Below are 13,585 nucleotides of genomic sequence, written 5' to 3' on the forward strand. Positions count from 1 at the left end.
GATCGATGCGATGTCGAGCCTTCGCCTGAAGACTCGACTCCAACGCGATGTTGAGGTCGCCTGAAGGCTCTACTCCAACGTTGCCGGGATCAGATGATGCCGGGGGCTTTGACGTCGATTCCCTTGAGCGCCATCTTGAGGGCGTCTTTGTTGGGAGCGACGGCGAAGGCGGTTGGGCGGTCGATCAATTCGTCGTCGATCAACTGCTTCAGACTCATCGTAAAGTCCTGCATGCCATCCTCGGCACCGATCCGAATCGCATCGGGCAGCTTGCTGTCGTGCCCTTCGAGGATCAATTTGGTGATCATCGGCGTGAAGGTCATGACTTCGCAGGTCGGCACACGGGAGACGCCTGGTTTGATGCTGCGGAGCAATTTCTGGGCGACGATCCCCTTCATATTAAAGGCGATCGCCGAACGGATCGCGCCGTGCAACGATTCGGGGAAGAGGTCGAGAATACGACCGATGCAGGTCGACGCACTCGCCGCGTGAATCGTTCCGAAGACCAAGTGACCGGTCTCTGCGGCGTGGATCGCCGTCATAAAGGTCTCTTCGTCGCGAAGCTCACCGACCAGGATGATGTCGGGATCTTCACGCACCGCGTGTTTCATGCCGACGCTAAAGTCGACGACGTCCTGGCCGATCTCCCGCTGGTTGATCAGACTCTTATCCTCGGTGAAGATAAACTCGATCGGATCTTCGAGCGTTAGGATGTGCTTGCGATAGATGCTGTTGATGTAGTTCAGCATCGAACCGATCGTCGTACTTTTTCCCGAACCGGTGACTCCCGCCAACAGCACCATGCCCTGTTCGTAGTGGCACAATTTTTCGATCGATTCGGGGAGGAAGAGCCCGCGAAAGTCGGGGATGAAATTGCTGATTCGCCGCGCGACAAGGCCCATGTTGCCGAGCGATTTGAGCATGTTGATACGGAATCGCCAGCGAACGCCATCGACTTCGCATTGATACGAAAAGTCGGCCCCGCCCTCCTCTTCGAAGATCATCAGATTGCGTTGATCCATCATCGGCAGCAACAGATCGACCATCTCTTCGGTGTCGATCGGGCCACGATTCAGCGGCTTCAGTTCGCCACCGACGCGGACCATCGGCGGTTGGCCGACTTTCAAGTGAAGATCGGAGCCTTCCAGCTTGACCAAGGCGCGGAAGATCTTGTCGACCGGCAGCTCTTTTTTCTCTTGCAGCAGGCTCGATTTCAACCGAGCCATCATCGCGGTGCGTTGCGCCTCGGGCGAGATCGAAGGATCGGGAGCGGGGATCGCGGGCTTTTCAGCTGTCTTTGGCTTCATCGTCGTCTGCTTTCGTCTTGAGGTCTAACAATGGGCGGCGGTCACGTCCCGATGATCTCTTTTATCGGCAGACACCCGATCCCAGTCGAACAGGAATTCCACGGTCCGCCATCACGCGTTTGGTCTCTTCAATTGTAAACTGTCCGAAGTGGAAGATGCTGGCCGCAAGAGCCGCATCGGCGCGGCCGATTTCGATTGCGTCGGCCAAGTGCTCCGGTTTCCCCGCCCCGCCGCTAGCAACCACCGGGATCGAAACCGCGTTGCTGACCGCTGCGGTGATTTCCAAGTCGTATCCGTCGCAGGTTCCGTCGGCGTCCATGCTAGTCAGTACGATCTCGCCGGCGCCGAGCCGCTGAACTTCTTGAGCCCAGGCGACAGCTTGCAGCCCTGTCGGCTTGCGGCCGCCGTTGATGAAGACTTCGAATTTTGTCTCTCCATCGACGACGACCCGCTTGGGATCGATGTTCACGACGATGCATTGGCTGCCAAATCGATCGGCTGCCGCGCGGACCAGTTCGGGATCCTTGCAGGCGGCTGAATTGATCGAGACCTTGTCGGCACCGGCGCTCAACAGCGCACGGATGTCTTCGAGGCTGCGAATTCCGCCGCCGACGGTCAAAGGCATGAAGATCTGTTCGGCCGTGCGTTGCACGACATCGATGATGATGTCCCGCTCTTCGTGGCTGGCGGTGATGTCCAGGAAGACCAATTCGTCGGCCCCTTCGCGTTCGTAACGCGCCGCGACTTCGACCGGATCGCCGGCGTCGCGAAGGTTGACAAAATTCGTCCCTTTGACGACGCGACCTAAACTGACGTCCAGACAGGGGATAACACGTTTTGCGAGCATGATGTTCTGGAGAACTCCGCTTGGTTTGGGGATACGTATCCGATCATACGCCAACCGCCATTTGCAAGCGAGACGGTGTCTGCCGGCGACCGAAGGGATCGGTCGGTGAGCTAGCCCCCGTCTGTTCAATGTGCCCTGGGGGCTGCCGTTCGCTTCGCCCGACCGACTCCACGGCACCATGGCCACGCCCGGCTGGATTGCCTTGGCAATAACTAACTTGTTCGACCGGAACGACTTTGGCGATGTCGGCGAGCCCCGTCGCTAAGCTAACAAAAACTGCCGCAGCGATTCGTCGATCGCCGCGTTGTCATTGGGTTCGTCGTCGCGATCGGCATCCCCGCTGGAGTGATTCCACGCGGGTGTCGCGTCGGGGGAACCATCCGCCGTGGCTGCGTCTTGCTGCGGAATGGCGGTCAATTCCAACAGTGCAGCGTCGGTGGCTGTCGCAGTCTGCTCGGCTTCGGGAGCGGGAACAGCGGTGCGCGAAGGGTTCGAATTTAGATAATTCAACACCTGCAACGCATCGATCGGACGAATGATGCTGTCGCCATCGACATCGAGATAGTGAGGTGGTGCCTGCCCCTCGGGGACCGTTTGAGCTCCATAGCGATTCAGGTAGTTCAGGATGATCACCGCGTCGATCGGGGCGACACTACCATCGTCGTTGACGTCGAATCGGTCCCCTGGGTTTTGCCACGCCGAAACACAATTCGACGTATAAAAATCACCTACATCGGAATCGAGGACCGAGACGGTGAAGGCGTCCGATGCGGTCAACGGCACTTCACCCGAATCGGTTACGCGAACGCCCAGCGAGATCACTCCCACGTCGTCTGATTGCGGAGTGCCATGCAAGTTGCGGGTGACGCTGTCGTAGGACAGCCAATCGGGCAATTCGCCTTGGCTGCTCGAAAGCGATACTTCAAACGTGGTGTTTGCATCGGGGTCGGAGAACAAATCGTCGCCAAAGGTGAAACAGAATCGGCGTCCGACTTGCAATTGCAAATTCGCAAAATCCTGCCTGATCGTCGGCCGTTCGTTGACATCTTGCACGACGACCTGAACCGTTTGGGTGTCGAAGAGCCCTGTTGAGTCGGTTACCAGGATCTCCAACGCAAATTCAATTTGGGAGCCTTCGAAATCGAGGGTTGTTCCCGGTCGCAGCGACAGTCTTCCGGTGGCGTCGTCGATCGTAAACACCGCCGCGCCGTCACCAGCAACGATCTCGTATCGAAGCGGATCGTTGGAGTCGGGGTCGATCGCAGCGACCGATGCGTTCAATGGTCCCGTGGGAGAGTTTTCCGGAACGGTTAAGGTTTGCGAAACGATCGTCGGAGTTTCGGGGGCGTCGTTAACGGTGATTGGAATGATCAAGTCGGAGAAGTTGGGCGGAAAGGAAGCGTCGGTTGCCCGCAATTGAATCGAGTATTCCTGGTCCGACTCGAAGTCGAGGACCGCGCCGTCGGCGACTTTCACCTGGTTGGTCAGCGGGTCGAAGACAAACTTTGTCGACCCGCCACGTTGCGTGATCGTGACCTCTTCCCCTTCGGGATCGATCGCCGACACGGAAGCCACGACGGTTCCGGCGGCTGCATTTTCAGCGATCGCCGTGGCGTCAAATTCGACCTGGGGTGGTTCGTCCACGTTTAGAACCTGGATCGTCAGCGGTGTCTCCGAGCTCAACGCTGTGGCGGGTTCACCGTCGCCGTCGGGGACCTCTACAACGCGCACGACGATCTGGTATGTCGTCTGATTTTCATAGTCCAATGTCGCGTCGTTGGCTAACCGGATCTCGCCGGTGTTACTGTCGATCTCGAACATCGATTGGCCATTGCCCGAGACGATCGTTCGGGAGAAGAGATCGTGTCCTTCGGGATCGAAAATGGCGGGTAGGGCCACGAGGCTGCCGGGTTGCGCATCCTCGCCGATGGTGATCGGCGTGTCATCCAATTGCGGCGGTTCATTCGCATCGAGCACCATGATCCGAACCTGGCCCAGTTTTGTTTGTGGCTTAAGCCCTTGGTCGGTCGCGGCGATGGTTAGCAACATTTCAGGGCTGGTTTCGAAATCGAGCACTGCCGGGTCGATCAAGGTCAGCACACCCGAATCGGGATCGATCGAAAATGCTTCTCCCCAAACGGGGTCGGCGATCGCGAATGTAAACTGTCCACTCTCTTCGCCGATCGGCGCATTGGGGGATTCGGGCTCGATGCTGTCTTCGTTCAACGCGTCTTGGTCGCTGGCCAGGACCGTGCCGAGAACGAATCCGCCGGCAGCGTCTTCGGCAACCGTGAATCGATTGTCGGCAAACGTCGGCGCGTCGTTGGCATTATTTATCGAAACGGTGATCGTGGCCTGATCCGTTTGCCGGGGCAAAAAGCTATCGGAGGCTTCGACGACCAGCGTATACTCTCGGGACAATTCGAAATCGAGCCCGCGTGGATTGCTGACCCGAATCTCCCCGCTGATTGGATCGAGGGCGAAGTATCTTCTGCCGGTGCCGTCGACCAACCGATACCGGATGCTCTGCCCAGCGTTGGGATCGGAGGCTTGCACGATTCCAACGGGCGTGACGATCGGCGAGTTTTCATCGACCTCCATGACCAGCGTGGTCGTGTCGATCACGGGAGGCTGGTTATTGGTAAACACAAAGTCGACGTCGAAGTGCTCGGTGGAATCGATCGTGACCGCTTGCGTTGCGTCGACTGGCAGAACAGGAATCGCGCCGACGCCTTCGGGAATTGTGATCTGGTAGCTGTCCGGCGTCAGGTAACCCAAGTGGTATTCGCCGGCGGCGTCGGTTATTGCGATCGCTTCCTTTTGGGTGACGACCATGCGGTCGTAGTTGACGTACCATCCATTGCCCGATTCCTCGTAGATCAGCACCGATGCGATTTCGCCGGTCGCCGATTGCAATCTCAGTTGTTGTCGTTGGCCGTTCTGCAATGACACGCTACGGGTGAAGGCAATCGATTCGCCATCGCGATTAAACGCTTCCATTCGCACGACCGCTGGCAGGGAAAAAGCATCGCCGATTGCATCGATCTGCACCGAATCGGCATCGCGATAAAAATCGACGCGCAGCACATCGTTGAACCCAAACGATGCCGCGTCGTCGCCGAACACCCGCGTACCGGTGGAAGCCAGGCCGATTGTTTCGGTTATCGATGAAACCCCACCTTTCAGAGCACCGGTCGATCGATCGGCAACACTCAGCGTGATCCCTGGAAAGAGATTTGTCATTTCGGTGCCGGCGAGAACCGAATCGGGTTCGATCACCGTCGTGATCACGTCGCGGATCCCGTTACCATTCGTGTCAGCCAGTACGGTGACACCGGGGATCGGAGCACCAGCGGAGTTGTTGGTCACCCTGCCGCGGACTCCGCCAAAGAAATTATAGGTCCCCACGTGGTCCAATTCGCGTCCGCTGAAAACGGTCGGCGTCGCCGAATCGCTGATCACGCTTCCGTTGTTCAAACGGAGTCCCTGCGTGTCGCCGAAATCGTCGTACAGTCGGGCGGCAACCCAATCCTCCGCTCCCGATCCGCTGGAGTCTCCGATCCGGGCAACGTAGTCGTAGTTGTCGCCGGTGTTTTCGTCGGTCGGGATATAGGTGGAATTGGCTTGCAGCGACTGTTGGTTGGATTGCGGGCCGAAGACGGTTTGCCCATATCCATAAAAATCATGGATCCTTCCGATCGTAACCGAATCGTGAATCGTCCATGTTGCGGCAACGCCGTCGGGATCGATCGTGCCATCGTTGTCGAGATCGATGTCATCGCCAGCGACCGGGGCAGTCGAGGATTGCAGGAAAAACGCCGTCGCGGTGAAGACGGAGAAATCACCGGCCAGATGCACCCCCGCCGGCAGCCCGCTCATCGCGGTCGAAGAACTGACCAAGGCGTTGGCCGACGCGTCGATCGAAAACGAATGACCGGCCTGCGCCACGACCAGAAATCCATTGGCGCCGTAAGATTGCCCCGAAAGATCCAGGACCGTTTCGACCCGTCCGCCCAGTGAATTACCGGTGCTCTCGACCACCGTAAAATACGTGCCTTGGGGAATCGTCGCATCGGGCTGCCCACGCAATTCGAAGAACTGTTCCGTGGTGTCCATCGAAAGCTCGCTAATCACGCCAGCCAACAGATGTCGGCGTTCCAAAGCTTCGAGCCGAAGCCCACGTTGTCGTTTGGTCCGGTGGTGCATCATGATGTTTTGTCCCTGATGTCGATTGCTGAGCCCAATTAAATTACTGGCGGGCCGGGAATCTTTTATAAGAGCAAGAAAAGTCCAGGGCCTGATATTAAGGTTTGGGATTTGCTGAGTCTACAAAGTATGGAGAAATTCCTTTCCCCAAAGGGATGTGGCTGCGGAGAGCGGCTGCAGGACGATTCCTGGGCTATCGAGTGTTTATGTTCCAACGCTTCGCTGGCACGTGTTAGCCGTTCGTCGGTTGAGCAACCCGACGCGTGAGCATGGGATTGATCCGCCCCGTACGTTCACGTGTTGGACGGAGACTCTTGCGCTCAATTCGGTGATGCGGCTAAAACGACAAGCCGTATTCGCGTGGCGGCTGCTACTTCAAAATGGAACCACGGATTCGCTCTGGGACGATTTCGGTCGTGACTCCCGGTACTCGGCGGCATCGATTAAGATGGAGTGATGAACGCATTGCAAAGCTTAACATGGTCGCTGGACGGTTGGATCATCGTCGCGGGATGTCTTTGCGCGCTTTCAGCGGCGTTGCTCGGCAATTTCCTGGTACTTCGCAAGATGAGCATGCTGGGCGACGCGATCACCCACGCGGTCCTGCCCGGCCTAGCTGCGGCGTTTCTGCTGACGGGCAATCGCAGCAGCATCGCGATGTTTGTCGGCGCGGTGATCGTCGGCGTGCTGACGGCGCTGTTCAGCGAGTGGATCCGAGGGTTTGGCAAAGTCGATGAAGGGGCGTCGATGGGAGTCGTCTTTACCTCGCTATTTGCCCTTGGTCTGGTGATGATCGTGCAAGCCGCCGATCACGTCGATCTCGATCCGGGCTGCGTGTTGTATGGCGCGATCGAATTGACGCCGTTGGATCTTGTGCGTTTCGCCGGGCTGGAAATCCCCCGCGTCGTCGCGGTGCTGAGCGTGGTGCTGTGCATCAACATCGCATTTGTGACGCTGTTCTATAAAGAGTTGAAACTCAGTTCGTTCGACGCTTCGCTGGCGACCGCGTTGGGCTTTCGAGCGACGTTGATCCATTATTCGCTGATGACGCTGGTGGCGATCACCGCGGTGGCAAGTTTTGAAAGCGTCGGCAATATCTTGGTCGTGGCAATGTTTGTTGTGCCGCCAGCGGCGGCGCTGATGTTGACCGATCGGCTGTGGATGGTGATTTTGCTGAGCAGTCTGATCGCGATCGCCTCGGGCGTGCTAGGGCATCTGTCGGCGCTGGTCGTTCCCGGTTGGTTCGGGTACCGCAGCACAAGCACCTCGGGGATGATGGCCGTTGCCACGGGGTTGCTGTTTGTTGTCGCGATGCTGTTTGGACCTCGACACGGTGTGCTGGTCAAATCGATTCGGCGGCGAATCCTCAGCTGGCGGATCTTGGCGGAAGATGTGTTGGCGGTGATGTTCCGCATGGAAGAGCACCGCGACCATGTTGTCGCGACGGGAGCCCAGTTGGGGCAACGCTTGATGGCCGGTCCGCTCTCGACTGCTGTGTTGTTGCGAATGCATCAAGGGCGTGGCAACGTGCAACCGATCGACGCCGGATATCGGTTGACCAAGCGTGGACGCACCCAGGCGCGGTGGCTTGTCCGCAGCCATCGCCTGTGGGAACAATACCTTGTCGATGAAGCGGGAGTCGACACCGACCGACTGCACGCCAAAGCGGACGCTCTGGAACATGTGACCGATGCGGAGATGGGGGACAAGTTGAATCGCGAGACCCGCGATACGCAAACCGATCCCCACGGCAGTCCGATCCCACCGCTAGAGCACTGATCGGCGCGGCTTGGATACGCGAGCCTCAGGAGCCGCGTTCCTGCATCTATGGCACGCCAACTTTCGGTTTGAAGCTGTCAGGCAGTTCATGCAATCAGCTCATCGATCACCTTGCCGCCGAATTGACTGAGCTGTTTAAAGCGTCCGGCGTGATAGTAAGTCAGTTTGTTGTCGTCCAAGCCCAGCAGGCGAAGCAGGGTGCAGTGGAAATCGCGGACGTGGTGGACGTTTTCGACAGCGGTCATGCCCAGCTCGTCGGTCGCTCCGATCGTATGTCCGGCATTGCAGCCGCCTCCAGCCATCCAGATCGTCATCGCGTTGGGATTGTGATCGCGACCGTATGCTACGCCGCCACGAACTCCGTTGTCCGGAGTGCGACCGAATTCGCCGCACCACACGATCAGTGTGCTCTCCAACAATCCACGCTGTTTCAAGTCTTGGATCAGCGCGGCGATCGGTTGATCGACGCTGCGGACTAGGTTGCCGTGAGCGCGTTCGATGTAGTCGTGGCTGTCCCAGGAACCGTTGTAGAGTTGGACGAAGCGGACTCCTTTTTCAACCATCTTTCGAGCCAGCAGGCACTTGCGGCCAAAGGCATCGGTCGCCTCGCCGCCGATGCCATAAAGGTCCAGCGTCTTCGCGTCCTCTCCCGATAGATCGATCGCATTGGGGACTTCCATCTGCATCCGGAAGGCCAGTTCATAACTTTCGATCCGAGCGTTTAGGTCATCGTGAGCGGGATGCTTCGCGGCATGGTCGGCGTTGAGCTTGTTCAAAAAATCGAGATTCGCTCGCTGCCTCGCGGCGGTCACGCCGGGCGGCGGTTGCAGGTCGAGGATCGGCGATCCCTTGGGACGCAGCGGCGTTCCCTGATAGAAAGCGGGCAGGTAGCCGTTGCTCCAATTCGCCGCGCCGCCTTGAGGATACGACACCTCGGGCAGGACCAGGAAGCCGGGCAGGTTTTGGTTTTCGCTACCCAGTCCATAAGTCACCCAAGCTCCCAGTCCCGGATCGCCGCCAAAGCGATTGCCGCAGTTCATTTGATACATCGCCGTCGGATGATTGACGCTGTCGACTTGGCATCCGCGATAGAAGCACAAGTCGTCGGCGAGCTTGGACAGGTGCGTCCAGTTGTCCGCCATGTCGGCTCCGCTTTCGCCATGTTTGCCGAAACGAAACGGACTTTCGACGTAGTAGCGTTTGCCGCTTTTCATCGCCGATTTCTGCTCTCCCCGGCGAGTGAATTCCTTCAAGTGCAACTTGCGCAGCGACGGCTTGGGGTCGAAGGTGTCGATGTGCGAAGGCCCACCCTCCATCATCAGAAAGATGCAGTTCCTAGCCTTCGCCGGAAAATGTCCAGCCTTGGGAGCAAGGGGGGAAGTGGAGGTGCCGTTGGCACGGGCATCGTCGGAAACCAGTGCAGTCGCGGCGATGCTGCCAAGCGAGGTGCCAAGTCGGAAAAGACTTTCGCGGCGATTGATTGTATGCATGGTTGAGTCCAACATATTTAGGCAATACCAGCACGAAGCGAAAACGCGTGCACACCACACGTTCAAAGCCGCGTATCAAAAATACTAGCACGAAGCGCAAGCGAGTGATTCCACTTGTTCACTCGCTTGCGCTTCGTGCTAGTATTGGTCTTCGAGTCCTTTTCTGTCCTGAGCTTCTCTCACGTATGCTATCGCGGATTCTAGATCGGCTTCGTGATTGATGTATCGGCAACTAGCACCTTCGGTCCAAAAGTGTTCACGCTTTGGATAGCTTGCTTTCAACTTACGAGTACACCAGGCTTTCAGTTGATCACGAACGGTTTCTGGTGGATATCCACTTGCGGTCGCAATCACATGGACATGATTCGATCGCGCACTGACTTCATGCAGCAACCAGTTCCGGATTTTGCAATGCTCCTCCACCGTCGCTTCAACGACCTGGCGGTTATCAACCGTTAACAGGAACTCAGGTTCTTTCATCTGAGACTTGGCAAACTTTTGCAGTGGTTCGCAAGGAGGCCTCGCTCCTCCTTTTCCCCATTGATGCCAACCACGCTCGTCTCCGGGAAGCCAAGTCCCATAACATGTCCACGTGACAAAATATGCGAGGGGCTCTTCGGTGTTGAATGGGCGATCGGACATCAACCTGCGCTCCGGCGAACAGCGATCGCGACATTCACGACGCAGGATTCAATGTAACGGTTGAGTCCAACATCTCCAAAAATACCAGCACGACGCGCAAGCGAGTGGTCATCCCCCAATAAACGCACGACCGCAAGCGGGGGGCGTTCGTTCGTAGGCTAATTCATTCATTCACTCGCTTGCGCTTCGTGCTAGTATTGGTGCTTGGCGACCATCAGTACACGTATACAAATTCGTTGCTATTCATCAGCACTAAACAAACATCCGCCAAGGCTCGGGCTTTTTGATCCATTTCGCTCGGTTGGATATCGGGTTGGAAGTCGTCGAGAGCGTGTCTTGTTTCGGTGAAACGGAATCGCTCGCCAGTGTTCTCCTCAACCGCTTCGCGGATGACTTCACGAGCTGGCGGGTCGACCGGATCCGCTGTCGCTGGCAGCATCGACCAGATCCGCTGCCAATGCGTCACGGATCGCTCGATCTCTTCCGCCGTCGCTTCGCGGCTAAACAATCGTTGATAAATCATGCCGATCGCTTCGGTCGGATCGGAGGTGTTTTGTATCGCTTCGCTTGCCAATGCCCTCGCCCGGGCGTGGGTGTTGCGGCTGTTAAACATTGCAAACACCTGCGGCGTGACTGTCGATGTGTCGCGGCGTTCGCAGGAGAAGTCGGGGGATGGCGCGTTGAAGACTTCGAGCCCCGGAGTGACTAAGCCGCGGAGTTTCAAGACGTAGATCGAGCGGCGGTTGCGTTGCTGTGGCTTGGGATTCGGTGTCCACGCCGCAGCAAACGTTCCCATCACCTGACGCGGTTGCAACGCAACTTCCGCATTGATGATCGGTCGGCAGGGAATGCCACCCACCGCGGGATTTAATTCGCCGCTGACACTCAGCATCGAATCGCGAAGCTCTTCGGCACTCAAACGCCGCGGCAGGAAGACTGCGTACGCGTACGACGCGCGGGCCATCGCGTCGCGATCAAGCGTTTGGGGCTCTTGTGTTTCATCCGCTTCCGCGGGGTGCGGGTATCGAGTCGACCGACAATAGGTGTCGGAGTTCATGATCGTGCGGTGCAGGTGCTTGATCGACCAACCGCTGGCAACCAGTTCACCAGCTAACCAATCGAGCAACTCGGGATGCGTGGGGCGTTTGCCAGTCGAGCCGAAGTTATTGGGATTTCTCGCGATCGCGCGACCAAAGTGCCATTGCCAGATCCGGTTCGCGATCACGCGCGTGGTGAGCGGATTTTTGGGATCGGCGATCCAATTGGCGAGCACTGTTCGGCGACCATCAATCGTTCCGGGGATCTCCGCCGAAACCTGGTCCGCGATCACACTCAACACTCCCGCAGCGACAGGTTCGCCCGCGTCAAACGGGTCGCCGCCGGTATGGATCACCGATTTTTCGAGCTCACCGCGAGTGCGATCATTGGGCATTCGAAGCGGTTGGGAGACGGATGTCATCGACGGCGTGTGGCCGTTGTAGACCGAATGCGCAAAAGGTTGGTAGCGATCGAATTCCCATTGCAGTCGTTGCATGCCTTTGCGAGAGACGCGTTCGAGCCCAAATTGTTGCGGAGTGAATCCGACGCGGACCGGTGGTATCTCCTGTGGATCGACTCCCGCAGAGATCAGAGCACCACGAGCGGCAGCAAAAATCCCCCGCCCCGAACGTTTCTGTTTTGCCTTGGCAACCGCATCGTTCCATCGCTGCTTGATGGTCGCCTTTCGCTCCGCGAAAGTGTGTTCAGCTTGAGTCGTCGTTTGCTCCGCAGTCGGGCGTTGATCATCGGAACGCTCTTTCGCGGAGCGAAAGACGCCCATGTCGGCGTACCATTTTTCTGCGTTCTCCAGCAGGACTTCATCTAACTGCTGCTGCGTTTGGGCGTAGCTGTTCCGCTGCTGTTCGAGATACGTCTTCTCATCAAAACCGCTGGTGTTCTCATCCCGCAGAAAACGGGCAGGTCGTTCCGCCAATTGCGTCGTCGCGAAAACGGCTTGGATGCTGTAATAATCGCGAGTAGGGATCGGATCGAATTTGTGATCGTGACAACGACAGCATTGCAGCGATTGGCCGAGAAACGTTTCGCCCACGCTGTTGGTCACGTCGTCCAGGAATCGCATTCGGGCTACCTTGGCGACTTCCATGCCTGTCAATTCCCAAGGGCCCATGCGAAGGAACCCCACGGCGATGATGCCTTCAGGATCGTCGGGATCGATCTCGTCCCCCGCGATCTGCTCGCGGACAAATTGGTCGTAAGGTTTGTCGTCGTTAAACGACCGAATGACATAGTCGCGGTATCGCCAGGCGTTGCCCCGCTGGTAATCGTTAGCGAAGCCGGAGGAGTCGGCGTAGCGAGTCACGTCGAGCCAATGTTGGGCCATCCGTTCGCCGTAATGAGGTGAAGCGAGCAAGCGATCGACGAGCGATCGAAAGGCGGTTTTGTCATCCGCTGGGTCGCTGAGGAAGCTAGCGATCTCGCCGGGCGTCGGTGGCAATCCGGTCAGATCGAAGGTTGCGCGGCGGATCAGCGTCCGGCGGTCCGCTCGCGGTGCGACGGCGATCCCGTCGGGCATTGCATCGTCGATAAAGTGATCGACATCGCCCCGTTTCGCTCCGCCAGAGTGCGCAGCGTTTGCCGCACTTTCGTGGAGCGAAAGGCGACCTTTGACCGGTTGATACGCCCACAGGCCCGCCGGGTCGTAGCGCCGGTTGGTCCAGTTGCTATCGAGACCGCCGGAGGTGTTGACCTTCACGCCATCTTCGGACGACCAGGCGTCGGCGTATTCCGTTTCGATCGCGAGCGTCCGTTCATCCGCTGGCCAGTGGGCTCCCGTTTCAATCCAACGCCCGAGCCACCGGAGTTGTTCATCGCTGAGGGCTTCGCTTTCTTTCGGTGGCATCGCTGAGAAAGCGTCTTCGCCTCGTGCCGCCGCCAGATAGATCGAACTCGCGTTGGGCTGTCCCGGTACGATGCCAGCTTCGCCGCTGTCTCCGCCGGCAAGCAATGGAGCGATCGCGCGGAAGTCGATTCCGCCTTCGATCGCTTCGGGATCCTGGCCGTGACAGCCGAGGCACTTCTCACGGAACATCGGTGCGATCCGGCGGACGAAGAGGACTTCGCTTTCGCCGGATAGTTCTTTGTTTGGTTTGTCTGCGGCGCTTGCCGGTGCGATACCGCTGGTGAGGAGGATTGCCAGGAGGGCCAACGTGTGGATTGTTCGAATGATCGATCGGTGGGGACGCACTTTCGCGGAGCGAAAGGCGACCATTGCCGCAACGACGCCTGTTTGCCGTGTGCTGGAATCGGGTTCTGTT

General features: G+C 58.0%; 7 protein-coding genes. 1 reads left to right on the forward strand and 6 read right to left on the reverse strand.

Features of this window, described 5'->3' with window-relative positions:
• Positions 1-89: 89 nt before the first annotated feature.
• From EC9_RS10680 to EC9_RS10690, 3 genes are all read right to left on the reverse strand, one after another.
• Entirely contained in the window at positions 90-1,229 is a 1,140-nt protein-coding gene (locus EC9_RS10680) for a type IV pilus twitching motility protein PilT (RefSeq protein WP_391556721.1), read from the reverse strand.
• Positions 1,230-1,368: 139 nt separating this feature from the next.
• Positions 1,369-2,154 carry an imidazole glycerol phosphate synthase subunit HisF gene (hisF, locus tag EC9_RS10685; protein ID WP_145124079.1) on the reverse strand — a complete coding sequence of 262 codons (786 nt, stop codon included), beginning with the start codon at positions 2,152-2,154 and terminating at the stop codon, positions 1,369-1,371.
• Positions 2,155-2,415: 261 nt separating this feature from the next.
• Positions 2,416-6,363: a cadherin domain-containing protein gene (locus EC9_RS10690; protein ID WP_145344905.1), complete on the reverse strand. Its 3,948-nt coding sequence runs from the start codon at positions 6,361-6,363 to the stop codon at positions 2,416-2,418.
• Positions 6,364-6,816: 453 nt separating this feature from the next.
• Here EC9_RS10690 and EC9_RS10695 point away from each other — a divergent pair, with 453 nt between their 5' ends.
• On the forward strand, positions 6,817-8,139 hold the full coding sequence (locus EC9_RS10695) for a metal ABC transporter permease (RefSeq protein ID WP_145344908.1): 1,323 nt from the start codon (positions 6,817-6,819) through the stop codon (positions 8,137-8,139).
• An 86-nt stretch (positions 8,140-8,225) separates the two neighbouring features.
• On the opposite strand, the gene EC9_RS10700 is transcribed toward EC9_RS10695, so the two are convergent.
• The 3 genes from EC9_RS10700 to EC9_RS10710 form a co-directional block, all read right to left on the reverse strand.
• Positions 8,226-9,629 (reverse strand): DUF1501 domain-containing protein, encoded by a 1,404-nt coding sequence (locus EC9_RS10700; protein WP_218934719.1) that lies wholly within the window; start codon positions 9,627-9,629, stop codon positions 8,226-8,228.
• Positions 9,630-9,767: 138 nt separating this feature from the next.
• Positions 9,768-10,109, reverse strand: a complete 342-nt coding sequence (locus EC9_RS10705) for a transposase (RefSeq protein WP_218934720.1) — start codon at positions 10,107-10,109, stop codon at positions 9,768-9,770.
• Between the two features lie 376 nt (positions 10,110-10,485).
• A complete protein-coding gene (locus EC9_RS10710) occupies positions 10,486-13,476 on the reverse strand; it encodes a PSD1 and planctomycete cytochrome C domain-containing protein (protein WP_246106066.1) in 2,991 nt (996 codons plus the stop codon).
• Positions 13,477-13,585: the final 109 nt, after the last annotated feature.

The organism is Rosistilla ulvae (genome assembly GCF_007741475.1).
Classification (GTDB): domain Bacteria; phylum Planctomycetota; class Planctomycetia; order Pirellulales; family Pirellulaceae; genus Rosistilla; species Rosistilla ulvae.

What these genes read in the sequence shown, in the direction of transcription:
- EC9_RS10680 (WP_391556721.1), bottom strand. Translation starts at nt 1,229, where the DNA reads ATGATGGCTCGGTTGAAATCGAGCCTGCTGCAAGAGAAAAAAGAGCTG.
- hisF (WP_145124079.1), bottom strand. Translation starts at nt 2,154, where the DNA reads ATGCTCGCAAAACGTGTTATCCCCTGTCTGGACGTCAGTTTAGGTCGC.
- EC9_RS10690 (WP_145344905.1), bottom strand. Translation starts at nt 6,363, where the DNA reads ATGATGCACCACCGGACCAAACGACAACGTGGGCTTCGGCTCGAAGCT.
- EC9_RS10695 (WP_145344908.1), top strand. Translation starts at nt 6,817, where the DNA reads ATGAACGCATTGCAAAGCTTAACATGGTCGCTGGACGGTTGGATCATC.
- EC9_RS10700 (WP_218934719.1), bottom strand. Translation starts at nt 9,629, where the DNA reads ATGCATACAATCAATCGCCGCGAAAGTCTTTTCCGACTTGGCACCTCG.
- EC9_RS10705 (WP_218934720.1), bottom strand. Translation starts at nt 10,109, where the DNA reads ATGAAAGAACCTGAGTTCCTGTTAACGGTTGATAACCGCCAGGTCGTT.